23 protein-coding genes and 1 pseudogene are annotated in these 24399 nt (G+C 73.3%); 13 read left to right on the forward strand and 11 right to left on the reverse strand.

What is annotated here, in order from left to right; genetic code table 11:
* Nucleotides 1-214: 214 nt before the first annotated feature.
* Nucleotides 215-1222 (forward strand): lactonase family protein, encoded by a 1008-nt coding sequence (locus ACWDVG_RS09505; RefSeq protein ID WP_451697845.1) that lies wholly within the window; start codon nucleotides 215-217, stop codon nucleotides 1220-1222.
* A gap of 86 nt (nucleotides 1223-1308) precedes the next feature.
* Here the strand turns inward: ACWDVG_RS09505 and ACWDVG_RS09510 are convergent, their stop codons facing one another.
* Both ACWDVG_RS09510 and ACWDVG_RS09515 read right to left on the reverse strand, forming a co-directional pair.
* On the reverse strand, nucleotides 1309-2229 hold the full coding sequence (locus tag ACWDVG_RS09510; protein WP_451697801.1) for a sirohydrochlorin chelatase: 921 nt from the start codon (nucleotides 2227-2229) through the stop codon (nucleotides 1309-1311).
* A 69-nt stretch (nucleotides 2230-2298) separates the two neighbouring features.
* A complete protein-coding gene (locus tag ACWDVG_RS09515; protein WP_451697847.1) occupies nucleotides 2299-3393 on the reverse strand; it encodes an N-acetylglucosamine kinase in 1095 nt (364 codons plus the stop codon).
* A gap of 152 nt (nucleotides 3394-3545) precedes the next feature.
* Between ACWDVG_RS09515 and ACWDVG_RS09520 the strand changes: the two genes are divergently transcribed.
* Complete coding sequence (locus ACWDVG_RS09520) at nucleotides 3546-4223, forward strand: uracil-DNA glycosylase (RefSeq protein ID WP_451697802.1); 678 nt, start codon at nucleotides 3546-3548, stop codon at nucleotides 4221-4223.
* A 73-nt stretch (nucleotides 4224-4296) separates the two neighbouring features.
* On the opposite strand, the gene ACWDVG_RS09525 is transcribed toward ACWDVG_RS09520, so the two are convergent.
* Both ACWDVG_RS09525 and ACWDVG_RS09530 read right to left on the reverse strand, forming a co-directional pair.
* Nucleotides 4297-5379: a WD40/YVTN/BNR-like repeat-containing protein gene (locus tag ACWDVG_RS09525; protein WP_451697804.1), complete on the reverse strand. Its 1083-nt coding sequence runs from the start codon at nucleotides 5377-5379 to the stop codon at nucleotides 4297-4299.
* A 122-nt stretch (nucleotides 5380-5501) separates the two neighbouring features.
* The gene (locus ACWDVG_RS09530) at nucleotides 5502-6584 is read right to left on the reverse strand and encodes an NADH:flavin oxidoreductase/NADH oxidase (RefSeq protein WP_451697806.1); all 1083 of its coding nucleotides are present in this window, start codon (nucleotides 6582-6584) and stop codon (nucleotides 5502-5504) included.
* 141 nt (nucleotides 6585-6725) lie between these two features.
* Here ACWDVG_RS09530 and ACWDVG_RS09535 point away from each other — a divergent pair, with 141 nt between their 5' ends.
* The gene (locus tag ACWDVG_RS09535; protein ID WP_451697808.1) at nucleotides 6726-7100 is read left to right on the forward strand and encodes an ArsR/SmtB family transcription factor; all 375 of its coding nucleotides are present in this window, start codon (nucleotides 6726-6728) and stop codon (nucleotides 7098-7100) included.
* Between the two features lie 121 nt (nucleotides 7101-7221).
* Here the strand turns inward: ACWDVG_RS09535 and ACWDVG_RS09540 are convergent, their stop codons facing one another.
* Complete coding sequence (locus ACWDVG_RS09540) at nucleotides 7222-7995, reverse strand: DUF305 domain-containing protein (protein WP_451697810.1); 774 nt, start codon at nucleotides 7993-7995, stop codon at nucleotides 7222-7224.
* A gap of 65 nt (nucleotides 7996-8060) precedes the next feature.
* On the opposite strand from ACWDVG_RS09540, the gene ACWDVG_RS09545 reads away from it, so the two are divergent.
* On the forward strand, nucleotides 8061-9584 hold the full coding sequence (locus tag ACWDVG_RS09545; RefSeq protein WP_451697812.1) for an LVIVD repeat-containing protein: 1524 nt from the start codon (nucleotides 8061-8063) through the stop codon (nucleotides 9582-9584).
* Here ACWDVG_RS09545 and ACWDVG_RS09550 read toward each other — a convergent pair.
* From ACWDVG_RS09550 to ACWDVG_RS09565, 4 genes are all read right to left on the reverse strand, one after another.
* Nucleotides 9560-10207 carry a TetR/AcrR family transcriptional regulator gene (locus tag ACWDVG_RS09550; protein WP_451697814.1) on the reverse strand — a complete coding sequence of 216 codons (648 nt, stop codon included), beginning with the start codon at nucleotides 10205-10207 and terminating at the stop codon, nucleotides 9560-9562. The two genes, ACWDVG_RS09545 and ACWDVG_RS09550, sit on opposite strands and share 25 nt — an antisense overlap.
* A 130-nt stretch (nucleotides 10208-10337) precedes the next feature.
* A complete protein-coding gene (locus ACWDVG_RS09555) occupies nucleotides 10338-11021 on the reverse strand; it encodes a phosphatase PAP2 family protein (RefSeq protein ID WP_451697816.1) in 684 nt (227 codons plus the stop codon).
* A 162-nt stretch (nucleotides 11022-11183) separates the two neighbouring features.
* A complete protein-coding gene (locus tag ACWDVG_RS09560; RefSeq protein WP_451697818.1) occupies nucleotides 11184-12125 on the reverse strand; it encodes a M56 family metallopeptidase in 942 nt (313 codons plus the stop codon).
* 142 nt (nucleotides 12126-12267) lie between these two features.
* The gene (locus tag ACWDVG_RS09565; RefSeq protein ID WP_451697820.1) at nucleotides 12268-12891 is read right to left on the reverse strand and encodes a DUF5134 domain-containing protein; all 624 of its coding nucleotides are present in this window, start codon (nucleotides 12889-12891) and stop codon (nucleotides 12268-12270) included.
* A gap of 200 nt (nucleotides 12892-13091) precedes the next feature.
* Between ACWDVG_RS09565 and ACWDVG_RS09570 the strand changes: the two genes are divergently transcribed.
* From ACWDVG_RS09570 to ACWDVG_RS09585, 4 genes are all read left to right on the forward strand, one after another.
* On the forward strand, nucleotides 13092-13643 hold the full coding sequence (locus ACWDVG_RS09570; protein ID WP_451697822.1) for a GNAT family N-acetyltransferase: 552 nt from the start codon (nucleotides 13092-13094) through the stop codon (nucleotides 13641-13643).
* A gap of 156 nt (nucleotides 13644-13799) precedes the next feature.
* Complete coding sequence (locus ACWDVG_RS09575; protein ID WP_451697823.1) at nucleotides 13800-15206, forward strand: DUF6421 family protein; 1407 nt, start codon at nucleotides 13800-13802, stop codon at nucleotides 15204-15206.
* A gap of 32 nt (nucleotides 15207-15238) precedes the next feature.
* A complete protein-coding gene (locus tag ACWDVG_RS09580; RefSeq protein WP_451697825.1) occupies nucleotides 15239-16000 on the forward strand; it encodes an SDR family NAD(P)-dependent oxidoreductase in 762 nt (253 codons plus the stop codon).
* Nucleotides 15997-17082 (forward strand): threonine aldolase family protein, encoded by a 1086-nt coding sequence (locus ACWDVG_RS09585; RefSeq protein ID WP_451697827.1) that lies wholly within the window; start codon nucleotides 15997-15999, stop codon nucleotides 17080-17082. Before ACWDVG_RS09580 ends, ACWDVG_RS09585 begins: the two co-directional genes overlap by 4 nt.
* Nucleotides 17083-17172: 90 nt before the next feature.
* Here ACWDVG_RS09585 and ACWDVG_RS09590 read toward each other — a convergent pair whose 3' ends face one another.
* Nucleotides 17173-17895 (reverse strand): lysophospholipid acyltransferase family protein, encoded by a 723-nt coding sequence (locus ACWDVG_RS09590; protein ID WP_451697829.1) that lies wholly within the window; start codon nucleotides 17893-17895, stop codon nucleotides 17173-17175.
* Between the two features lie 439 nt (nucleotides 17896-18334).
* Here ACWDVG_RS09590 and ACWDVG_RS09595 point away from each other — a divergent pair, with 439 nt between their 5' ends.
* The 4 genes from ACWDVG_RS09595 to ACWDVG_RS09610 all read left to right on the forward strand — a co-directional run bounded on the left by ACWDVG_RS09595 (nucleotide 18335) and on the right by ACWDVG_RS09610 (nucleotide 22310).
* Complete coding sequence (locus ACWDVG_RS09595) at nucleotides 18335-18859, forward strand: flavin reductase family protein (RefSeq protein WP_451697831.1); 525 nt, start codon at nucleotides 18335-18337, stop codon at nucleotides 18857-18859.
* 199 nt (nucleotides 18860-19058) lie between these two features.
* Complete coding sequence (locus ACWDVG_RS09600) at nucleotides 19059-19844, forward strand: electron transfer flavoprotein subunit beta/FixA family protein (RefSeq protein ID WP_451697832.1); 786 nt, start codon at nucleotides 19059-19061, stop codon at nucleotides 19842-19844.
* Nucleotides 19845-19901: 57 nt separating this feature from the next.
* The gene (locus ACWDVG_RS09605) at nucleotides 19902-20864 is read left to right on the forward strand and encodes an electron transfer flavoprotein subunit alpha/FixB family protein (RefSeq protein WP_451697834.1); all 963 of its coding nucleotides are present in this window, start codon (nucleotides 19902-19904) and stop codon (nucleotides 20862-20864) included.
* 156 nt (nucleotides 20865-21020) lie between these two features.
* Entirely contained in the window at nucleotides 21021-22310 is a 1290-nt protein-coding gene (locus ACWDVG_RS09610) for a DUF6986 family protein (RefSeq protein WP_451697835.1), read from the forward strand.
* Nucleotides 22311-22457: 147 nt separating this feature from the next.
* On the opposite strand, the gene ACWDVG_RS09615 is transcribed toward ACWDVG_RS09610, so the two are convergent.
* The gene (locus ACWDVG_RS09615) at nucleotides 22458-23492 is read right to left on the reverse strand and encodes a LacI family DNA-binding transcriptional regulator (protein ID WP_451697836.1); all 1035 of its coding nucleotides are present in this window, start codon (nucleotides 23490-23492) and stop codon (nucleotides 22458-22460) included.
* A gap of 131 nt (nucleotides 23493-23623) precedes the next feature.
* Here ACWDVG_RS09615 and ACWDVG_RS09620 point away from each other — a divergent pair.
* Nucleotides 23624-24319: pseudogene (locus ACWDVG_RS09620) on the forward strand (ROK family protein); the annotation flags it as partial.
* Between the last annotated feature and the right edge of the window lie 80 nt (nucleotides 24320-24399).

Consider the following 24399-nt stretch of genomic DNA (forward strand, 5'->3'; position numbering starts at 1 on the left):
TAGACCGCCTGCTACCGTCGGCCCGGACGACGACGGCCGGTCGCGCGCGACCGGCCCCGGACCAGGGGAGGGCGCCGTGGGCCACACGCCCAGCACGGCAGAGACGCCGAAGACGCCGGAGGTGCCGAAGACGGCGGAGACGGCGGAGAGAGCGGCGACGGAGAAGACGTCGGGGACGACGGCAGCGGCGGCACGCGGCGCGACGCGGGCCTACATCGGCTCCTTCACCTCGGCCGGCGGCCGCGGCGTCCTCGCCGCCGACGTCGACCCCGCGACCGGCGCGCTGACCGTCACCGGGGCGACCGACGCCGTCGCCGACCCGTCCTTCCTCGCCCTCGCGGGAACCGTCCTGTACGCCGTCTCCGAGACCGAGGCGGGCGCCGTGGCGGCGCTCGACGTCACCGGCCCGGCGCCCCGGGCGTTCGGCGCCCCCGTCCCCGTCGGCGGAGCGGGCCCCACCCATCTGGCGGTCGCCGCCGGGCACGTCCTCACCGCCAACTACGGCTCCGGCAGCGTCAGCGTCCTGCCGCTCGCCGAGGACGGCACCCCGCGCCCCGCCACCGCCGTCCTGCGCCACGAGGGCTCGGGCCCCGTCGCCGACCGCCAGGCGGGACCCCACGCCCACCAGGTCCTGGCCGACCCCACCGGCCGCTGGGTGCTCGGCGTCGACCTCGGCACCGACTCCGTACGGATCTGCGCCCTCGATCCCGAGACCGGCAGGCTCGCCCTCCACGGCGAGACCGTCCTGCGGCCCGGCAGCGGGCCGCGCCACCTCGCCTTCCACCCCTCCGGCAGCCACGCCTACGTCCTGAACGAACTGGCGCCGACCGTCACCGTCTGCCGCTGGGACCCCGCGGCGGGCGTCCTCGCACCGCTCGGCGAGACCCGCGTCGTCCCCGACGACGCCCCGGGCCCCAGCTACCCCTCCGAGGTGGTCGTGGCCCCCGACGGCCGCTTCCTCTGGGCCGCCGTCCGCGGGGACGACACCCTCGCGGTCCTCGCCCTCGACGACGACGGCGCCACCGCCACCCTCACGGCCTGCGTCCCCTGCGGCGGCACCTGGCCCCGCGACCTGACCCTCGACCCGAGCGGCCACCGTCTCTACGCGGCGAACGAACGGTCCGGCGACGTCACCTGGTTCGACGTCGACCCCGTGACCGGCATCCCGTCCCGGGCCGGATCCGTCCCCGCCCCCGCCGCCTCCTGCGTGGTCTTCGGCTGACCCCGACCCACGCGGAGGGGCCCGCACCGGACACTCCGGTGCGGGCCCCTCCGCGTGTCGCCGTCGTACGGCGCGGTCCGTCGCCGTCAGGCGGTCGGCGCGCCCTGCGGCTGCTGGGGGATGCCCAGGGCCGACGCGTACTGCGAGAGCACCAGCTTGCCGATCGCCGGGTACGCGCCCAGCGCCTCGGCGGTCGCGCAGCCCGCCTCCTTCGAGGCCTCGTCGAGCAGACCCGCGGCCAGCTCGGGGCCGATCAGGTACGGCGCCAGTGCCAGCTGGACCGAACCGGCGGCGCGCAGCTGCTCGGCCACGGAGGCGATGGAACCCTCCTGGTCGAGCGCGGCGGCCATCACCGGGACCGCGAGGCGCGCGGCGAGCAGCATGCCCGTGATGCCGGCGGCCTGCACGGCCTCCTCGCCGCCGACCGTGGCGAGGATGATGCCGTCGGCCGCCGTGGCGACCGTGAACAGCCGGGCGCGGTCGGCGCGGGCCAGGCCCGCCTCCGAGAGGCGCACGTGCAGGGCCTCGGCGAGCAGCGGGTGCGGGCCGAGGACGTCGGTCAGCTCGGCGGTGTTCCCGCTGTCCATCACGGCCTGGCGCACCTGGCGCATCAGGGCGCTGTCCGGTCCGGCGAGCAGCGGGACCACGATCGCGGCCGGGCCCTCGGGGGCGCTGACCTCACGGCCGGCGGCCAGGGCCAGCTCGTACCGCTCGGTGCGCAGCGCGTCGGCCGCCGTGAGGACGCTGGACAGGGAGGGGAACTCGGCGTCGTCGCCCTCCAGGAAGCCGACCACGGCCTCCAGGCCGGGCAGCTCGGAGCGGGCGATGCTCACCAGCTCGTCGGCCAGGGAGCGGACGGCGGCGGACGGGACACCGGGAACGGCCAGAACCAGTGCGGGAGCGCCCTCGGGCGCGGCCGCGGGTTCGGGGCGACGGTGCCGTCCGGACTGGCGGGGTCGCGGCATTCGTACAGGCAGGCCCGAAGCAGGCCCAGTGGGGGAGCTCATGGCGCCGCATGCTACTGGTTGCGTCCGCTGGAGGGTTGCTTGAGGTGCGGTCGAGTGCCTTCTGCCCCCCTATGTCCGGTCTGTATCCGGCGCACCGCCTCCCACCTGGGCGGATGCCACCGAGTCGGCGGACGTGTCGGCGGACGTCGGGCCGAACAGGCGCAGCAGCGAGGCGTCCTCGGGCAGCGCCGGAGCGCCCGCGGCCAACCCGGCAGCGAGGTGCACGGCCCCCGCCAGCGGGTCGCCCGCGGCGGCCACCGTCGCCGCCCCGGGCAGCAGCTCCCCGAGCTCCGCCCGCAGGGGTACGAGCAGGGGGTCGCCCAGCTTGAAGAGGCCGCCCGTCAGGGCCACCGCGGCTCCCGCCCCGGCCGGGCACACGGCCTCGGCGGCCTCGGCGATGTGCCGGGCCGCCCGCGCCAGGATGCCCGCGGCCACCGCATCCCCCTGGGCGGCGCAGAAGCCCACCTCCGGGGTGAAGGAGGCGAGGACCGCGGGGCGGTCGGTGCGCGGGTACAGGGCCCCGGGCAGCCCGGCGACCGGCCCGAAGAGCTTCTCGGCACGGGCGAGCAGCGCCTCGGAGCCGCCGCGCCGCCCGTCGTGCGCGCGCATCGCCGCCTCCAGTCCCGCCCGGCCGATCCAGGCGCCGCTGCCGCAGTCGCCGAGCAGATGGCCCCAGCCGTCGGCCCTGCGCCAGGACGCCAGATCCGTACCGAGCGCGATCATGCCCGTCCCGCCGGCCACCACCGCGCCCGGCCGGTCGCCGAGGGCGCCGGCGTACGCGGTGACCGCGTCGGCCGCGAGTGCGAGCCGCCGCACGCCCCACGCGGCGGCGAGCGCCCCGGGAAGCTCGTCGCGCAGCTCGTCACCGAGCGTCGCCATCCCGGCGGCGCCCACGGCCGCGGCCAGCACCGGCCGCCCCTCGGCGCCCGCCCGCTCCCGCAGGGCCACGACGGCGGGCAGGACCTGGCCGAGGAAGTGGGTGGCCGAGATCCCGCCGACGCCGGTCCGCACGGGCACACGGGAGGCGACGGTCGCGAGGACCCCACCGGTCGTCGCGTCGGCGAGCGCGACGCGCAGCCCCGAACCGCCCGAGTCGACGCCGACGACCACCCCGCCGGCCGGTGGACCGACGGACGCGGAAGCCGCGGAGGCCGCCGAAGCCACGGAGACGACGGAAGCCACGGAAGCGAGGGAGACGACGGATTCCTCGGAGGCCACGCTGCACCATCCTCGACGGAAACGGGTGTGGGGGAGGGGGGTCGGGGCGGGTCCGGAGCGGACCCCGCTGTCACTGTAGGCCGGTAGAGTGACGGCCCGTGACAGCGCGACCCTTGAACGAACTGGTGGAGCCCGGCTGGGCGGAGGCCCTGCGCCCCGTCGCGGGACGTGTCGCCGCGATGGGCGACTTCCTGCGGGCGGAGATCGCGGCGGGCCGGACGTACCTGCCCGCCGGGCAGAACGTCCTGCGGGCCTTCCAGCAACCCTTCGACGAGGTGCGGGTCCTGATCGTGGGTCAGGACCCCTATCCGACGCCAGGGATGGCGATGGGCCTCAGCTTCTCGGTCGCGCCCGAGGTGCGCTCGCTGCCCGGCAGCCTGGAGAACATCTTCCGGGAGCTGCACACCGATCTCGGGCTGCCCAGGCCCTCGAACGGCGACCTCACCCCGTGGACCCGGCAGGGCGTGCTGCTGCTCAACAGGGCGCTGACCACCGCGCCCCGCAAGCCAGCCGCCCACCGCGGCAAGGGCTGGGAAGAGGTCACGGAGCAGGCCATCCGCGCCCTCGCCGCCCGCGGCAAGCCGATGGTGTCCATCCTGTGGGGGCGGGACGCCCGCAACGCCCGGCCGCTCCTCGGCGACCTGCCCGCGATCGAGTCGGCGCACCCCTCCCCGATGTCGGCGGACCGGGGCTTCTTCGGCTCCCGGCCCTTCAGCCGCGCCAACGAGCTGCTGCTCGGCCTGGGCGCCCAGCCCGTGGACTGGCGCCTGCCCTGACCCGATCCCGGGCCTGCCCTGACCCGGCCCCCGCGGCACCGGCCGCCACAGGCGCCCTGCGCCCCCGGGCCGTTCAGACCACCGCAGCCCGCACGCACAGCACGTCCGGCAGGTGCTCGGCGAGGAGCTGCCAGCTGTCTCCGTCGTCGGCGCTCGCGTACACCTCGCCGTTCCGGTTGCCGAAGTACACGCCCGCCGGGTCCGCGTCGTCCGTGCACAGCGCGTCGCGCAGCACCGTGCCGTAGTGGTCGCCCTCGGGCAGCCCCCGGCCCAGCGGCTCCCAGGTGGCCCCGGCGTCGGTCGTGCGGTACACCCGGCAGCGGTGGTCGGCGGGGACGCGGTCGGAGTCGGCGGTGATGGGGAAGACGTACGCCGTGTCGGGGCGGTGCGGGTGCGCGGCGACCGCGAAGCCGAAGTCGGACGGCAGCCCGGCGCCGATGTCCGTCCAGGTCGCCCCGGCGTCGTCGCTCCTGAAGACGCCCCAGTGGTTCTGGAGGTAGAGCCGGTCCAGGTCGCCCGCGTCCTGCGCGATCTTGTGGACGCACTGGCCGAACTCGGGGTTCGGGTCGGGCAGGAACACCGCGGACACCCCCCGGTTCGAGGGCTCCCAGGCGGCCCCGCCGTCCCGGGACCGGAAGACACCCGCCGTCGACACCGCGACGGTCAGGGCCTCGGGGTCGCGCCGGTCCGTGACCACCGTGTGCACGGCCTCGCCGCCTCCGCCGGGCACCCACTTCGAGCGCGTCGGGTGCTCCCAGAGCGGGCGCACCAGGTCGAAGGACTCGCCGCCGTCGGACGAGCGGAAGAGCGCGGCCGGCTCCGTCCCCGCGTACACCACGTCGGGGGAGTGCGCGGGCGCCGGGTGCAGCTGCCAGACCCGTTCGAGCGAGGCCCCGGTGTCCTCGGGGAACTTGACGGCGGGCCGGGGCGGCTCGGTCCAGGTCCTGCCGAGGTCGTCGGAGTGGAAGACGGAGGGGCCCCAGTGCAGGCTGTCCCCGCCCACCAGGAGGCGCGGTGTCGCCCGACGGGTGTCGATCGCGACCGAGTAGACCGCCTGGGCGGGGAAGTACGGTTCGTCGAACTCCCATCGGCCCTCGTGCCTGCGGCCGATGAAGAGACCCTTCCGGGTGCCTACGGTGAGGAGTACGTCGGGCATGGCTGCCACCTCCAGGACGCCGTTGTCTCGGACACGGGTCAGTCTGCACCCGGCCACTGACAACGGCCCCCGTAGACACTCGTGCCGGGCGTCGGGAGCCCGGCACGTCCGTGAGGGACTGCCTAGATCGCCCAGGCGTACGGGGCCGGCGCGGGCGTCTCGGCGCCCAGCTCGCGGGCGGCGCGGCGGGCCCAGGAGGCGTCGCGCAGCAGCTCGCGGCCGAGGAGGATCGCGTCGGCCTCACCGTTGGCGAGGATCTTCTCGGCCTGCTTGCTCTCGGTGATCAGCCCGACGGCGGCCACCGGCAGCCCGGTCTCGGCCTTGACCCGCGCGGCGAACGGCACCTGGTAGCCAGGGGCGACGGGAATCCGCGCGGGCCCGCCGTTGCCGCCGCTGGAGACGTCGAGGAGGTCGACGCCGTGCTCGCGGAGCAGTGCGGCGAACCGTACGGTCTCGTCGGCCGTCCAGCCCTGGTCCTCCAGCCAGTCGGTGGCGGAGATGCGGAAGAAGACGGGGAGGTCCTCGGGCCAGACGGCGCGCACGGCGTCGACGACCTCCAGCGCGAAGCGGGTCCGGTTCTCGAAGGAGCCGCCGTACGCGTCGGTGCGGCGGTTGGCGTGCGGGGAGAGGAACTCGCTGATGAGGTAGCCGTGGGCGCCGTGCACCTCGACGACCTGGAAGCCGGCGTCCAGGGCGCGCCGGGCGGCGGCCGCGAACTGTCCGGTGATCTCCCGGATCCGCTCCGTGCTCAGCTCGGTCGGTACGGGGTACCCCTCGTCGAACTCCACCGGGCTCGGCCCGACGGGCTGCCAGCCGACGCCGCCCGGCGCGACCGGCCCGCGGCCGATCCACGGCTGGTTGGTGGAGGCCTTGCGGCCGGCGTGGCCGAGCTGGATGCCGGCCACGGTGCCGTGTTCCCTGAGGAACCCGGCGATGCGGCGCAGGGCCTCGGTCTGGGTGTCGTTCCAGAGGCCGAGGTCGGCGGGGCTGATCCGGCCCTCGGGGGAGACGGCCGTGGCCTCGACGAGGATGAGGCCCGTGCCGCCGGTCGCGCGGGCCGCGTAGTGGGCGAAGTGCCAGTCGTGTGCGACACCGGCGTTCGGTCCCGAGACCTCCGCCGAGTACTGGCACATCGGAGCCATCCACACGCGGTTGGGGACGGTCAGCGACCGGAGGGTGAAGGGCTCGAAGAGGGCGGCGCTCATGACGGACTCCGTTTCCGGGATGCCTCGATGGATGCTCGTACGATACCCATCGTAGTACGGCGCCTGTCAAACTACGAGAGTTCTCGTACAATGGTCCTGATCCCGGAGTCCCGGAGTTCCGGATGAAGTGGAGCCGCCGCCATGCCGACCGTCGCAAGCCCGCGCGTCCTCGACCACCCCGCGCGCGGGGAGATCGGTCTCGAAGGGGTCCTCCACGCGTTCTCCGACGTGGTGCGGCTGCGGATCGTGCGCGAACTGGCCGCCGCCGAGACCGCGTTGAGCTGCTCCTACTTCGACCTTCCGGTCACCAAGTCGACCACCACGCACCACTTCAGGGTGCTGCGCGAGAGCGGCGTCATCCGGCAGACGTACCAGGGCACGGCCAAGCTCAACGCGCTGCGCCGGGACGACCTGGACGTCCTCTTTCCGGGGCTCCTCGACACGGTCCTCGCGGCGGCCGCCGCCCAGGCCGCGCGCCAGGACCGCGCCGAGCCCCGGGACGGCACCGACGCCTGAGGCCGCCGGCCGAGCGTCCGATGCCGCCGAGCCCGGGGCCGGACCCGGCGGCTCGCGGAACCACCGGCCGCCCCCGGGCCCGAAACCCCGGGCCCGAAGCCCCCAGCCCCGGCGCGGGCCCCTAGAGCGAGCGCATCCGGTTGATCTCGGCCGTCTGCTGCGCGATCACGTCGTTCGCCATCTCCTCCACGACCACGTTGTTGCCCTCGCTCAGCACCTGCGCCGCCATCGTGACGGCCCCCTCGTGGTGCACCACCATCAGCCGCAGGAACAGCTCGTCGAACGCCGTCCCCTTCGCCTTCCGCAGCTCGGCCAGCTGCGCCTCGGTCGCCATCCCCGGCATCGAGTGGTGGTCGTGGCCGCTCTGCTCCCGCGGACCACCGTTCGTTTTGAGCCAACCTTCCATCGCGCTGATCTCCGGCTGCTGCGCGGCCGATATCCGCTCGGCCACCTTCTTGACCTGGGGCGAGGAGGCCCGCTGCGGGGCCAGCGCGGTCATCGTCAGCGCCTGGCGGTGATGCACCGTCATCATCTGTACGTAGCGGAAGTCCGCACCGTTCGGGCTCTCGTCGGGAAGCAGCCGCGCCGCCTCCTCCGGCGACACCCGACGGGCCGGTTCACCAGGCTTTCCGGGCGCGACGACGGAGTTGCCGGCCGAGGCGCCGCCCGACGCCCCGGCCTGCGGCGCAGCCGCCTCGGGCGCCGACTCGCAGGCACCCAGGGCGAGTACGGCGAGGGCGGACAGGGTGGCGGCGACGGCCGTGCGCCGATGGCGTGTCAGCAACGGGACCTCCAGGGTCTTCTTGCGGGAACCGGGACCGTTCCCAGCACTTTCGCGCGGTGACTGATCAAAAACCTTCATGACGAATGTGTTGCCATCTGTTGAGATGAGCACGCCAGGGACGATACTGCCCAGGTCCAACACCCGTTCAAAGCTGAACGGATATCAGGGAGGACGGAGTGACTTCGTTGCGTACCCCGCTTAGCCCGCGTGCGCGGATCAGACGTCTCGGTGCGGCATCGGCAGCCGCCGGACTGCTGGCCACGCTGCTCGCCACCGGTTCCGCGGTCGCCACCCCCGACCCGGGAGACTCGGCCCCCGCGAGGGCCACCGTCTCCGAGGAGCAGGCGGCCGACGCGCGCTCCGCGATCCAGAGCGGTGACATACCCGGTGTGGACGAGATCGTCCACACGCAGAACATCGAGCACCTCGCGAACGTCCCCAAGGACGCGCTCCAGAGCCTCAACACGGACCTCGCCTTCCAGGGCAAGTACGCCTTCGCAGGCAACTACGACGGCTTCCGGATCTTCGACATCAGCAACCCGAAGGCCCCGAAGACCGTCGCCCAGGTCCTCTGCCCCGGCTCCCAGAACGACATCTCCGTCTCCGGGAACCTGCTCTTCCTCTCCACCGACTCCTCCCGCAGCGACAACTCGTGCGCCAGCACGACGCAGCCCGCCTCGGTCAAGGAGTCCTGGGAGGGCATGAAGATCTTCGACATCAGCGACGTCACCAACCCGAAGTACGTCGCCGCCGTCGAGACCGCCTGTGGCTCCCACACCCACACGATCCTGCCCAAGCGCAAGGACGTGTACGTCTACGTCTCCTCCTACTCGCCCAACGCGGCCTTCCCTGACTGCCAGCCGCCGCACGACGGCATCTCGGTCATCAAGGTCCCGCGCAAGGCCCCCGAGCAGGCCGCGATCGTCAACTTCCCCGTCCTCTTCCCGGGTGAAGGCCCCGACGGCGGCGGCAACCCCGGTGCGCCCACCAACCCGGGCGTCTCCAAGACCACCGGCTGCCACGACATCACCGTGCTGCCCGGCAAGGACCTCGCCGCCGGCGCCTGCATGGGTGACGGCATCCTCTTCGACATCGAGGACCCCGAGCACCCGCGGGTGATCGACCAGGTCCAGGACAACGTCAACTTCGCCTTCTGGCACTCCGCGACCTTCAACCAGAAGGCCAACAAGGTCGTCTTCACCGACGAGCTCGGCGGCGGCAGCGGCGCCACCTGCAACGCGGCCGTCGGCCCGAACCGCGGTGCCAACGGCATCTACGACATCGTCGGCAAGGGCAAGAAGCGCCAGCTGGTCTTCCGCAGCTACTTCAAGATCCCGCGCCACCAGGCCGCCACGGAGAACTGCGTCGCCCACAACGGCTCGCTCATCCCGGTCAAGGGCAAGGACCTCATGGTCCAGGCCTGGTACCAGGGCGGCGTCTCCGTCTGGGACTTCACCGACTCGGCCAACCCGAAGGAGATCGGCTACTTCGAGCGCGGCCCGCTCTCCGCGACCACCCTCTCCACCGCCGGCTCGTGGTCCGCGTACTACTACAACGGCCACATCTACTCCAACGACATCGCCAAGGGCCTCGACGTCCTGAAGATCTCCGACCGCCGCACGGACCCCGCGAAGCGGATCCGCATGGACGAGCTCAACGTCCAGACGCAGCCGGACTACTTCGACGACTTCGAGGACTGATCCGGGAAGGGCGCGCCGCCGGGCGGACCCCCGGCCGGCGGCGCGCCGCTCTCCCAGTCGAGCCCGTACCGGTGGAACAGCTCCGCCCGGAGCCGTTCCACGGGCATCGGCGCGCCCGGCAGCAGCACCGCGACGACCGCGCCCATCAGCAGCGCCCGCAGCAGCGGGTAGTCCCGGTCCGGGTCGGCCGAGCCGTACCGGACGACGGTGTCGCGCAGCAGGGCCGCGAGCCGCTGCTGCTCCTCGCACCTGACGAACCCCTCGGCCTGCAGGATCCCCGCCATGTGGGTCCGCATCAGCGTCGGCCGCTCCACCGCGAGCCCCAGGATCGCGTCGATCGCCCGCGCCAGGCGCTCACGGCCGTCCTCGGTGCGCGGCTCGCGCTCCAGCGCCTCCTCCAGGGTGAGGTGCATGAGCCGGTGCACCGCCGACTGGAGCAACTGCCTCTTGCCGGGGAAGTAGTACGAGATCAGGCCGCGCGCCGTACCGGCCCGCTCGGCGATGTCCGCCAGCGTCGTCGCCTCGTCACCGCGGGCTCCGACGAGTTCCACGGTGGCTTGCAGGATGCGCTCGCGCGAGCGGCGCCGGAGTTCTTCATTGACCGATGGACTACGCGGGGACATGCTTGGCTCCTGCGTTGACTGGCTCGCAGCCAATATACTCAGCGCAGCCGCTCCCGGCCGTCACGGCCCGGGCGCGGGGAGACCGTCTGTTCTGGGCGACACGGGGGATCGTCCAGAACGGGCGGTCCCGTCATGTCCTGCGGGAGGTTCCCGTGGGCACGCCGCCCGCCCCGCCCCCCGCCGGGGCGCCGCGCCGCCGCTCGTTCCAGCGGTACGTGAGGACGGCGGCGGCCACCACGCACCAGCCCATGAGCCAGCCGCCGAGCACGTCGGTCGGCCAGTGCACGCCCAGGTAGACCCGGGTCCAGCCGACCCCGAGCACCGAGACGACCGCGACCCCGGCGATCGTGCCCCACCCCCGCCACTCCTCGCGCCGCGCCAGGGCGAGCACCCACAGGAGCAGCCCGCACACCACGGTCGCCGTCATCGCGTGGCCGGACGGGAAGGAGGCGAAGTGCGCCGAGTCCACCGGGTCGGGCCACCGCGGCCGCTCCCGGCCCACGGCGTACTTCACGAGCTGCTGGAGGCCCCCCGCGAGGAGCAGGGCGCCCACCACCCACAGCGCCTGCCGCCGCTCCCCGCGCGCCCACAGGTACACGGCGGCGGCCACGGCGAGCGCCCGCATGGTCCACGGGTCCCAGACCCAGTCGCTCAGGAAGCGGTTCACGCCGGTCGTGACCGGCTGGGCCACGGCGTCGCGGTGCAGCGACTCGGCGACCGCCCGGTCGAACGCCACCAGGGGCGCCCACCCCTCGGCGACGAGCGCCAGCAGCGCGAGGGCCAGGAACCCGGAGACCACGGCGGAGGAACGCATGCCTCCGATCCTGCCCGACGCCCGCGGCGGCAGCGAGGACGGGTGCATTCCGGGGGTGTCGAACGCACGTGAACCGGCCAGGGGCGGCAGGGCCCGGCGGAGCGCGCGGAAGGGGCCTCGCGACGCGCTCAAGGGCTTCATGGGCGCGCCGAAGGCGCCGCGCTACCCGAGGGCGGCCGTGAGAGCCGGGACGAAGGCCACCAGGACGGGGACGACCGGCACCAGCGCGGCGGTGGCGGTCAGGCGCAGGCGGTGGGCGGCCGTGAGGCGGGGGGCGGCGGTGAGGAGGCGGTTGACCCGCTGCGGCAGGTGCGCGTCCGGGGTGTGACCCGGGCCGAACACCCCGCGGTCCTCGTTCAGTTCGACCAGGGCCAGGGCGATCGTGAGCCGTCCGAAGCGGCGCGAGGCCACGTCGTCGGCGGCCAGCTCCACCAGCCGGTGCATCTCCTCGCGGAAGGCCGTGAAGACCGGGATGCCGGGGAAGCCGCCCGCGAGCGCGCCGGAGCAGTGCAGCAGCCAGTCGTGCCGGGCCCGCGCGTGGCCCTGCTCGTGCGCGAGGACGGCGTCCAGTTGGCGCCCCTTCAGGCGTCGCAGCGCGGCCGTGGTGATGACCAGCTGCGGTGTGGCGCCGCCCGGCAGCCACCAGGCGTCCGCGCGCTCGCCCTCCAGGACGATCAGCCGCTCGCTCCCCGGCTCCTCGCCGGGCAGGAGGGGCGCGCGGACGAGGAGGTCGCACCGGCGCTGCCGGCGCCGGTCGCGGGAGGCCTTGATCTCCCGGCCAAGCATCGCCCCCGTCCACACCCCGCCGGCCGCGAGGACCACCGCGAGCACCGCCGACCAGGGCCCCCGCGTGGAGAGTTCGTACGCCTCGACGACGGCCCGCGGCGCGGGCGCGAACAGGTGGTTCTGTACGGCCTGCCAGGCGGCGGAGGCGCTGAACGTCATGGACAGGGCGAAGCTCACGAGCACCGCCGCCACCACGCACTGCCACACCCAGAGCGCCACCACGGGTTCTCGCTCCACCCAGTCCGCCCGCGAGAGCAGCCGGGGGGCCGCGAGGGCGGTCAGGACGCCGAGCAGCAGCAGAGCGAGGGAGACCGACATGGCGTCAGCCTATGAGCGCGGTACTACTCGGGGGTATGGGCGCGCGGAGCAAGTGACGTACGCCACGGTTTCGTCGGCGCCCGGCCGGAGCGACCGCCGGTCCGGGCTCCGCCCGTCCCCGCCCGTCCCCACGCGCTCGGGCTCAGAGCGTCACCAGCATGGCGAGCATCGCGAGCGCCATCGACAGACGGCACACGAGCGTGAGCTCCGGCGGGTGCGCCCCGGTCGGCGGGGGGCCGCCCGCCGTCACCGCGACCGGGACGAGCCGCCCGCCCGCCCGGACGACGTACGCCCCGTAGTAGAGGAGCAGCCCGCCCGTCAGGACGGGTATGCCGCCGGCCGTGGCGGCGGCCGCGTGCCCCGCGTGGGCCCCCGCGCCGGCGGGGGCGGCCATCGCCACCGCCATGTAGAGCATGGCGAGCGAGCCGACGAGGTGGTGCAGATGGTGCCCCCCGCCGCCCCGTCCGCCCCTGTCGCCCGCGCCGCCCCCGGGACCGTGGCCGCGCGCCGCCCCGGCGAGTCCGTGCAGTGCCGCGGCGCCGAACACCGCCGCGTACACCGTCCATCCCCAGGCGGGCGGGGTGAGGACCGTGGCGGGAAGGGCCATCGCCGCCATGCCGAAGCCCATCACCGCCTCCCCGCCCGCGGCCCTCCGCTCCGCTCTCCGTTGCTTGCCGGCGCAGGCGCGTGCCCGCGCCAGGCAGTAGGCGCCGCTCGCGGCGCAGAGCGCCACCAGCAGCCAGCCGGACAGGGCCGGTCCGTGCACGGCACCCACCTCCCCCTCGTCACCGTCCGCCGGAAGGCTGCCCGCCGCCGTCCGCGCACACGCGGGCGCACGGGTGCGTACGGGCGTACGAGGGGGAGTGGAGGGGGTGCGGGCGTACGAGGGCGTGCGCGGGGGTGCGCGTTAGGCTCGGGACGATCGCGCACGCCGATCGTCAGCGCCCGAGGGGAGCCCCCGTACAGATGGACACCGTCACGTCTCACGAGACCGGCCGGATCACCTACCGCGACGCGGTGCTCGCCGACGTCCCCGTGCTCGTCCCGCTCGTGGAGTCGGCCTACCGGGGCGACGCCAGCCGGGGCGGCTGGACCACGGAGGCGGACATCCTGCAGGGGCAGCGCACCGACCCCGAGGGCGTCACGGCCGTCATCACGGCGCCCGGGAGCCGCCTCCTGGTCGTCGAGCGCGACGGCGAGACGATCGCCTGCTGCCAGCTGGAGCACCGCGGGGAGGCGGCCTACTTCGGCATGTTCGCCGTCCGTCCCGAGCTCCAGGGCGAGGGCCTCGGCAAGCGGATCATCGCCGAGGCGGAGCGCCGGGTCCGCGAGCTGTGGGACGTGCGCGAGATGCACATGACCGTGATCTCCGTCCGCGAGGAGCTGATCGCCTGGTACGAGCGGCGCGGCTACCGGCGTACGGGACGGATGACCCCCTTCCCGTACGGCGACGAGCGCTTCGGCCTGCCCCAGCGCGACGACCTGGAGTTCGAGCTCCTGGTCAAGCCGCTGGTCTGATCCTTCCGACGGAAGAGTCGCCTCGACCCCGGCCGACAGGAAAAACTTCTGCGGCCGGGGGGTCGCACAGGATAATTTCTCTTGCCTCCTCTTGCGGGGAGGAGCCGTACACGGATACGGTTTCTTGACGAAAGGTTCTCCTGTGGAGGAAGAGGCATGACGGAAATTCTTGTGCAGGACGTGACCGGTGGGGGGATATCCACCGACGCCCGTGTGATCGACCACCCCGCCTGGGCCCAGCTCAAGGACGCCGTGGAGGAGATCCGAGCCTGGCAGCGCGCCGACGGCTCCGTCGACTTCGACGCCGAGGACGCGCCGGCCCGCGCGCTCGTCGAGCTGACCGTCGACCGCGTCGCCGCCGCCGTCGAGCAGCTCTCCCCGCTCGTCCCGCACGACGCCGCCTACCACCGGGCTCTCGTCGCCGACCTGCGCAAGTGGGCCGACTCCGGCTTCACGGTCCCCGACTTCCTGGACTCGCTGCTCGCCTTCCAGCCGGCCGCCGACCGCCGGGACGGGCTCCAGCACCTGGTCCTCTTCCCGATGTACACGCAGAACGGCAACCCGGACCGCAACTTCGAGGCCGTCGTCCTCCGCATGGTCTGGCCCGAGTGGCTCTCCGAGCTGGAGCGCACCCGATACGACAACCCGCTCTTCTGCGGCATCACCTTCGAGGACTTCACCGCCGGGTACGACACCAACTCGGCCGTCCTCTTCCCGGAGACCATCGCCGTCCGCGAGGCCCCCGAGCGCTTCAGCTGGGGCGGCATCTTCTGCGACCGCGAGGCCGCCCGCTTCCGCAAGGTCACCGAGGCCGCCGTCGACATCCTCGGCATCGAGCTGCCCGCGGACATCGCCGCCATGATCGACGACCAGGAGCGCTGCGAGAAGGCCTTCGTGCTCTGGGACATGGTCCACGACCGCACCCACAGCCACGGCGACCTGCCCTTCGACCCCTTCATGATCAAGCAGCGCCAGCCGTTCTGGATGTACGGCCTTGAGGAGCTCCGCTGCGACCTCACCGCCTTCAAGGAGGCCGTGAAGCTGGAGGCCGAGGGCAACGAGCACGGCCGTGACGTGCAGTACGCCGTCCTCTTCGACCGCATGTTCCGCTTCCCGCTCTCCGGCGACCGCAACCGCAACTACGACGGTCTCGGCGGCCAGCTGCTCTTCGCGTACCTCCACAAGCACGACGTCGTGCGCTGGACGGACAACACGCTGCGCATCGACTGGAAGCGGGCCCCCGAGGTCACCAACCAGCTCTGCGCCGAGATCGAGACCCTCTACCGCGAGGGCATCGACCGCCCCAAGCTCGTCCACTGGTTCAAGGCGTACGAGCTCGTCTCCACCTACCTCGCCCCCCACCCGGGATCGAAGTGGGCCAAGGGCCCCGACGCCCTCGACCTGTCCCTGCCGCCCCGCAAGCTCGTGGACGACGTGCTTCCGGACGAGTTTCCGCTGAGCATGTTCTTCGAGGCCCTCGCCAAGAAGCTCAAGGGCGTGATCGCCGACACCAAGGGCATCACCGCGGCGGACGTCTCGCGCGGCGAGCGGGTCGCCGCGTGACCACAGGCACGCAGGACACGGAGGAGTCGCCCATGAACGCCAACGGAAACGGCCTGCCGCTCGACGGCGCCGTCATCGCGGTCGCCGGCGCCGCCGGCCCCGCGGGCCGGGCGACGCTGCTGCGCCTCGCCGAGGCCGGGGCGACCGTCGTCGGCTCCGACGCCGACCCCGCCCGTCTGGCGGAGGCCGTCGACGCCGCGCGGTACGCCCACGGCGGAGCGCGCGTCATCGGCGACACCGTCGACCTGCTCGACCTCGACGCCACGCGCGACTGGGCCGCCAAGACGGAGAAGGAGTTCGGCCGCGTCGACGGCCTCGTCCACCTCGTCGGCGGCTGGCGCGGGAGCCCCTCCTTCCCGGAGACCGACCTCAAGGACTGGGACTTCCTGGAGAAGCTCCTCGTCCGCACGGTCCAGCACACCTCGCTCGCCTTCCACGACGGACTGCTGCGCAGCGGCGGCCGCGGCCGGTACGCCCTGGTCAGCCAGGTCGGCGCGCACAAGCCGCTGGCGGGCAACGCCGCCTACAACGCGGGCAAGGCGGCCGCCGAGGCCTGGACCCTCGCCATGGCCGACTCCTTCCGCAAGCTGGGGGGCGACGACGGCCCGCAGGCGGCGGCTGCCATCCTGGTGATCAAGGCATTGGTGCACGACGCCATGCGCGCCGAACGCCCCAACGCGAAGTTCGCGGGCTTCACCGACGTGAAGGACCTGGCCGACGAGATCGCCGGCCTGTGGAGCAGGCCCGCCCAGGAAGTGAATGGACAGCGTCTGTGGCTGACCCCCAAGCCGTGACAGCGGCACTCGGCCCCCGGACCGACGCGCGTCGGCACCACGACCCGTCGGTCCGGGGCTTCGCCAGCGACAACTACGCCGGCGCCCACCCGGAGGTCCTCGCGGCCCTCGCCCTCGCCAACGACGGCCATCAGGTCGCCTACGGCGAGGACGAGTACACCGCGCACCTCCAGCGGATCATGCACGGCCACTTCGGCCCCACGGCCGAGGCCTTCCCGGTCTTCAACGGCACCGGGGCGAACGTGACCGCCCTCCAGGCGCTCACCGACCGCTGGGGCGCCGTCATCTGCGCCGAGTCCGCGCACATCAACGTGGACGAGGGCGGCGCGCCCGAGCGGATGGGCGGCCTCAAGCTGCTCACCGTGCCCACCCCGGACGGCAAGCTCACCCCCGAGCTGATCGACCGGCAGGCCTGGGGCTGGGAGGACGAGCACCGCGCGATGCCGCAGGTCGTCTCGATCACCCAGAACACCGAGCTGGGCACCGTCTACACCGTGGACGAGATCCGCGCGATCGTCGAGCACGCCCACTCCAAGGGCCTGAAGGTGCACCTCGACGGCGCCCGGATAGCCAACGCCGCCGCCTCCCTGAACGTGCCGATGCGCGCGTTCACCAACGCGGTGGGCGTCGACGTCCTCTCGTACGGCGGCACCAAGAACGGCATGCTCTTCGGCGAGGCCGTCGTCGTCCTCAACCCGGACGCCGTCAGCCACATGAAGCACCTGCGCAAGCTGTCCATGCAGCTCGCCTCGAAGATGCGCTTCGTGTCGGTGCAGCTGGAGGCGCTGCTCGCCAAGGACCTGTGGCTGCGCAACGCCCGCCACGCCAACGCGATGGCCCAGCGCCTCGCCGACGGCGTGCGGGCGGTCGACGGGGTGGAGATCCTCTACCCGGTCCAGGCCAACGCGGTCTTCGCCAAGCTGCCCCACGAGGTTTCCCGGCGGCTCCAGGAGCGCTTCCGCTTCTACTTCTGGGACGAGGCGGCCGGGCACGTGCGCTGGATGTGCGCCTTCGACACCGCGGAGGACGACGTCGACGCCTTCCTCCAGGCGCTCAAGGAGGAGATGGCGCGCCGCCCCTGACGGCGGCGGGCCCTCACCGACGGCCGGGTACGGAGCCTTCAGGGGCTCCGGCCCGGCCGCTTCGCCGTGCGCCCGGCGTGCGGGACCGGCTCAGCCGGCTTCCTTGACCTGCGCCGGGGTCGGAGCCGTGCCGCCGAGGTGGGCGGGCACCCACCAGGTGTCGTGCGCGTCCTTCGGGCGGACGGGGTACGCGCGCTGCGCGGCCTCCAGGAGCTCCTGGACGCGCTCGCGCAGCCGTCGGGTGATGGCGCCCGCGTACTGGTCGGAAGGAGCCTCCAGCGGCTCGCCGACGCGGATCGTGACCGGGATGTGGCTCCGCTTGAAGTTGCGCGGGCGGCCCTTCGTCCACAGGCGCTGCGTGCCCCACAGGGCCATCGGGATCAGCGGGACCCCGGCCTCCTGCGCGAGCCGGGCGGCGCCCGACTTGAAGCTCTTCAGCGTGAACGACTGCGAGATCGTCGCCTCGGGGAAGACGCCGACGATCTCCCCGGCGCGGAGCGACTCCAGGGCGTGCTGGTAGGCGTGTTCACCCTGCGAGCGGTCCACCGGGATGTGCTTCATGCCCCGCATCAGCGGGCCGGAGACCTTGTGGCGGAAGACCGAGTCCTTCGCCATGAACCGCACCAGGCGCTTCTGCGGCAGGGCGGCGAGACCGGTGAAGATGAAGTCCAGGTAGCTGATGTGGTTGCTCACCAGGACGGCGCCGCCCGTCCGCGGGATGTGCTCGGAACCCTGCGTGTCGATCTTCAGGTCCAGCGCCTTGAACATGGTCAGGGCGGCGCCGATGACCGGCCGATACACGAGTTCTGCCATCTGAGGGGAGCCCCTTCTTCCTTCTGCTGCCTGGGGAGGGTTCTCCCGGCGAAGTTACGCGGCCGTAGGTTTTCGGCTTTGGGCAGATCGTGCCCCATACGCGCCGCCGTGACCAGCCCAGGCGGCTTCGTACGGGGAGATTCTCGTCACTCCCGGTGGCCGTGGCGCGAAACGAGCGCATGGGGACGTGCGAGCGCCCCGCTGTCCGTCCGCGCTCCCTCCCCCGTCTGCCCACCGTCTGACGCCGTGACACTTCTCCCACATCCCGGTACGCGCTTGACTGCACGGGGCAACCGTCGTCACGCTGACGCAATGCCTCCAGCACTCCTTCTCCACGGCCGGGCCCACGTGGACCTGGCCCGCAACGCGAGCGCGCGCTGTCCGGGTGTCTGACGACCCCAGGACCCCCCACACGACGCCCTTGCAGAAGGACAGTTCCATGACGGTTTCGCCCGAGCTCCGCACCGTGCCCCTGGCCGGAGTGCCCCGACAGGCCTCGCCCGACCTCCTCCGCTCCGTCTTCCGCCGGCACGCCGCCGGCGTCGCGGTCGTCACCGCGCACGGGGAGCGTCCGGTCGGCTTCACCGCCACCTCGCTCAACTCCGTCGCCGCCGACCCGCCGCTCGTCTCCTTCGGCGTCGGCACCACGTCCTCCAGCTGGCCCGTGCTCGCCGAGGCCGAGCACGTCGGCGTCCACATACTCGGCGAGCACCAGCAGGAGCTGGCCACCACCTTCGCGCGCAGTGGCGCCGACCGGTTCGGCGGGGGCACCCGCTGGAGCCGCGGCCCCGAGGGCGTCCCGGTGCTCGACGGCGTCCTCGCCTGGCTGGTCTGCCGGGTGGTGGCCCGTGTGCCGGCCGGGGACCACCGGATCGTGATCGCCGAGGCGGTGGCGGGCGACCCCGAGGGGGCCGGCCGTCCGCTCCTCTACCACCAGGGGCGCTTCAACGCCCTGCGCGACTGAGAGTTCCCGTACGGCGGCCTCCGCGCGCGTTGGCAAGGTCACATGCCTGAGCGCTTGCTCAGCGGTAACGAACTGGGTGTACTGACGAGTAATATTTCGGTCGGGGTGCAGGGCGCCCCAACCGGAAACCCGCCCTTCAGGCGCCTATGCTGCGAGCAACAAGGCAGCCCAGTTATGACGATGCAGTAGGAGAGCCGGCGTGAGCTTGAGGATCGTTGTCTGTGTGAAGTACGTGCCCGACGCCACCGGCGACCGGAAGTTCGCGGACGACCTGACGGTCGACCGCGACGACGTCGACGGCCTGCTGTCGGAGCTCGACGAGTACGCGGTCGAGCAGGCGCTGCAGATCGCCGAAGAGGCCGACGACGCCGAGGTCACCGTGCTCACGGTCGGCCCCGAGGACGCCAAGGACGCGCTGCGCAAGGCGCTGTCGATGGGCGCCGACAAGGCCGTCCACGTCGAGGACGACGACCTGCACGGCACCGACGTCATGGGCACCTCGCTGGTGCTCGCCAAGGCCATCGAGAAGACCGGCTACGACGTCGTCATCGCCGGCATGGCCTCCACCGACGGCACCATGGGCGTCCTGCCGGCGATCCTCGCCGAGCGCCTGGGCGTCCCGCAGGTCACCCTGCTCTCCGAGGTCTCCATCGAGGACGGCGTCGTCAAGGGCCGCCGCGACGGCGACGCCGCGAGCGAGCAGCTCGAGGCCTCCCTCCCGGCCGTCGTCTCCGTGACCGACCAGTCCGGCGAGGCGCGCTACCCCTCCTTCAAGGGCATCATGGCCGCCAAGAAGAAGCCGGTGGAGTCCCTGGACCTGGACGACCTGGAGATCGACGCGGACGAGGTCGGCCTCGCCGGCGCCTGGACCAAGGTCGACTCGGCCGACGAGCGTCCGGCGCGCACCGCGGGCACCATCGTCAAGGACGAGGGCGAGGGCGGCAAGCAGCTCGCCGAGTTCCTCGCGGGCCAGAAGTTCATCTAAGGCTCGCGCGAGCCACTCAGACCGCTGCCCCTTTCGTTCGCAGGAGATTGACGTCCCATGGCTGAGATTCTCGTCTACGTCGACCACGTCGACGGAGCCGTCCGCAAGCCCACCCTGGAGCTGCTGACCCTCGCCCGCCGCCTCGGCGAGCCGGTCGCCGTCGCGCTCGGCAACGGCGCCGCCGACACCGCAGCCGCGCTCGCCGAGCACGGCGCCACCCGCGTCCTGACCGCCGACGCCCCGGAGTTCGCCGACTACCTGGTCGTCCCGAAGGTCGACGCCCTCCAGGCCGCGTACGAGGCCGTGTCCCCGGCCGCCGTACTCGTGCCCTCCTCCGCCGAGGGCAAGGAGATCGCCGCCCGCCTCGCGGTCCGCATCGGCTCCGGCATCATCACCGACGCCGTGGACCTGGAGGCCGGCGCCGAGGGCCCGGTCGCGACGCAGTCGGCGTTCGCCGCCTCGTACACGACCAAGTCCCGCGTCTCCCAGGGCACCCCGGTCATCACGGTCAAGCCGAACTCGGCGCCCGTCGAGGCCGCCCCGGCCGCCGGCGCGGTGGAGTCCCTGACGGTCTCCTTCGGCGCGCTCGCCACCGGCACCAAGGTCACCGCCCGCACCCCGCGCGAGTCGACCGGCCGCCCGGAGCTGACCGAGGCCGCGATCGTGGTCTCCGGCGGCCGCGGCGTCAACGGCGCCGAGAACTTCGCGATCATCGAGGCCCTCGCCGACTCGCTCGGCGCGGCCGTCGGCGCCTCGCGCGCCGCGGTGGACGCCGGCTGGTACCCGCACTCCAACCAGGTCGGCCAGACCGGCAAGTCGGTCTCCCCGCAGCTGTACATCGCCTCCGGCATCTCCGGCGCGATCCAGCACCGCGCGGGCATGCAGACCTCGAAGACGATCGTCGCCATCAACAAGGACGCCGAGGCCCCGATCTTCGACCTCGTCGACTACGGCGTCGTCGGCGACCTCTTCGACGTCGTCCCGCAGCTGACCGAGGAGATCAAGTCCCGCAAGGGCTGATGACCTGCGGTTCTGTCGGTCCCGGGGGCCGCACGGCGATCTGTCGCCGTGCGGCCCCCGGCCGTTTCGGACAACCATTGACGCAGGTCCCGACGGACTACTAACTTCGCCATACGGATTGTTGATTCCGTGAAGCGGAAAACAGGAGGATGTGGGATGGGTCAGCAGGAGAAGGTGTCGACGAGCCTCGCGGGCACGGTCAGCGAGGGCATCAGCGCCTCCCTCGTCGCGGTGGACGCCGAACTCGACCGCCGTTACCCGGGAGACCCCGGCACCCGCCAGCCCGTCCACACCGTCTACGTCCCCGGCAACGTCTTCGACGCCGGCACCCTCCGCTCCTGGGGCGACCAGGCCCTCGCCTCCCTCGACGAGCACGCCCCCGACGCGGCCTCCTTCGCCGCCGTCCTCGGCCTCTCCGACGCCCTCGCCGAGGACGTCTACGGCCGTGTCCGCGCCAAGCTGGAGCGGGAGCCGATCGAGGACCTCCGCGTCGACTTCGAGGACGGATACGCCGGCGGCGACGAGGACCAGGACGCCGCGCGCGCCGCCCGCCTGATCTCCGAGGCGTACGCGGCGGGCACCGCCGCCCCCTACATGGGCATCCGGATGAAGTGCATGGAGGCCGCGGTCCGCGACCGGGGCATCCGCACCACCGACGTGTTCCTGACCGGCCTCCTGGAGAACGGCGGCCTCCCCGACGGGCTCGTCCTCACCCTCCCCAAGGTCACCTACCCCGAGCAGGTCACCGCCTTCGTCCGCCTCCTCGAAGCCTTCGAGAAGGCCCACGGCCTCGACGACGGGCGCCTCGGCTTCGAGATCCAGATCGAGACCAGCCAGGCCATCCTCGCCACCGACGGCACCGCCGCCGTCGCCCGCATGATCGGCGCCGCCGAGGGCCGCGCCACCGGCCTCCACTACGGCACCTTCGACTACAGCGCCTGCCTCGGCGTCTCCGCCGCCTACCAGGCCAGCGACCACCCGGCCGCCGACCACGCCAAGGCGATCATGCAGGTCGCGGCGGCAGGCACGGGCGTACGCGTCTCCGACGGCTCCACCAACGTGCTGCCCGTCGGCCCCACCGCCCACGTCCACGAGGCCTGGAAGCTCCACTACGGCCTCACCCGGCGCGCCCTGGCCCGCGCCTACTACCAGGGCTGGGACATGCACCCCGGCCACATCCCCACCCGGTACGCCGCCGTCTTCGCCTTCTACCGCGAGGGCTTCGAGGCCGCCGCCCGGCGCCTCTCCGCCTACGCCAACCACGCGGGCGGCGACGTCATGGACGAGCCCGCCACCGCCAAGGCGCTCTCCTCCTACCTGCTGCGCGGCATCGACTGCGGCGCCCTCGACACGGCCGAGGTCGACGCCCTCACCGGGATGACGCGCGCGGACCTCGACCGCTTCGCGGCTCCCCGCCGCGGCGACCTCACCGCCTCCGCGGAGTAGGCCCGTCCGTACGGCTCCGCCTGCGCGGAGCAGCGCTCGCCGGTACGGCTCCGGCGGCCCCGCCCCAGCGGCGGCGCCGTCCTCCCGGCGGGCCGTCGCGGGCCCGCCGGGCGCTCAGTCCTCCGGGCGCTCAGTCCTCCGGAGGGCTCAGTCCTCCGGAGGCGCGATCTCGCCCGAGCCGCGGGTGACGAGCCGCGTGCCGAGCACGACCCGGCGGGGCGCCTCGTCGACCCCGTCCAGGCGGCGGAAGAGCCGTTCCGCCGCCGTCCGGCCCAGTTCGGCCGGGTCCTGGGCGACAACCGTGATGCCGAGCAGGTCGGCGAGCTCGATGTCGTCGAAACCGACCAGGGCGACCGGTCGCGGGTGCTCGGCGAGCGCCCGGACCGCCGTCACGGTCACCCGGTTGTTGCCCGCGAAGAGCGCCGTCACCGGCTCGGGGCCGGTCAGCATCTCCCGTACCGCCGCGCGCACGCGGTCCGGAGCCGTCGGTCCGAGCGAGACCCAGGCCTCGTCGACCGGCAGCTCCGCGTCCTCCATGGCGGCGCGGTAGCCGCGCAGTCGCTCGGCGGCGGTGTGGATGCGGGGCCGGTCACCGACGAAGCCGATGCGGCGGTGGCCGTGGGCGACCAGATGGGCGACGCCGTCCCGGGCGCCGCCGAAGCTGTCCGAGAGCACGGCGTCGGCCTCGATCCCGCCCGCCGGGCGGTCGACGAAGACGGTGGCGACGCCCGCCCGGATCTCCGGCTCCAGATAGCGGTGGTCGTCACCGGTCGGGATGACGACGAGACCGTCGACCCGGCGGGCGCACAGCGCGAGCGCCAGCTCCTGCTCGCGGGCGGCGTCCTCGGCGCTGGAACCGTTGATGAGGAGGGCGCCGTGGGCCCGCGCGACCTCCTCGACCGCGCGGCTGAGCGGCCCGTAGAAGGGATCGGCGAGGTCTTCGAGGACGAGGCCGACGGTGGCGGTGCGGCCCTTGCGCAGGACCCGGGCGCTGTCGTTGCGCCGGAAGCCGAGGGCGTCGATGGCCTCCTGGACGCGGCGCTCGGTCTCGGGGGTGACACCGGGTTCGCCGTTCACGACCCGGGAGACCGTCTTGAGGCCGACGCCGGCGCGCGCCGCCACGTCCTTCATGGTGGGCCGGTTGCCGTAGCGGGGGTCGGGGCGGCGGGCGGTCTCGGCCACGGTGTGCGGTTCCTCTGCGGGGTGGTGAGGGGTGTCGTGGGTCGAGCATAGAAGGTGGACAACGTTGTCACGGCAGGAGAGACTGCACGGAGCACCTTTCCGTCCCGGCATCGACTGGAGATCCCGCGCCCATGCCCACCGATCCCACGGACCCGGCCGAAGGTCTCGTCGTCGCCCTCGACTTCGGCGGCACCAAGATCGCGGGCGCCCTGGTCGACGGAGCCGGCCGGATCCGCGCGCGGGCCCAGTCGCCCACGCCCGCGCGGGCGGACGCGGAGACGGTGATGGGCGCCGTCGAGGGCGTCCTGGGCGATCTCGCCGACTCGCCGCTGTGGGCGGCGGCGGGGGCCGTCGGCATCGGCAGCGCGGGCCCGGTCGACGCCCATCGCGGCACGGTCAGCCCCGTGAACGTGCCGGGCTGGCGGGACTTCCCGCTCGTCGAGCGGGTGCGGTCGGCGACGGGAGGGCGTCCCGTCACCCTCGTCGGGGACGGCGTCGCCATGACCGCGGCCGAGCACTGGCTCGGCGCCGCACGCGGCCACGACAACGCGCTCTGTCTGGTGGTCTCCACGGGCGTCGGCGGCGGCCTCGTGCTCGACGGGCGCGTCCACCCCGGCCCCACCGGCAACGCCGGACACATCGGGCACATCAGCGTCGACCTGGACGGCGCCCCCTGCGCCTGCGGCGGGCGCGGCTGCGTCGAGCGGCTCGCCAGCGGGCCGCACATCGCCCGGCGGGCCCTCGACAACGGCTGGCGGCCCGGCGCCGACGGTGACGTCTCCGCTGCGGCGGTGGCCGCGGCGGCCGCCGCCGGGGCCCCCGGGGCCCCCCCCCCCATCCGACCGGTCATCCGTAGTGGACACCCCAGAAAACCACTCACAAAAATAAAAAAATGGTTTTAGCGGGA

The organism is Streptomyces sp. NPDC003327 (assembly GCF_053589515.1).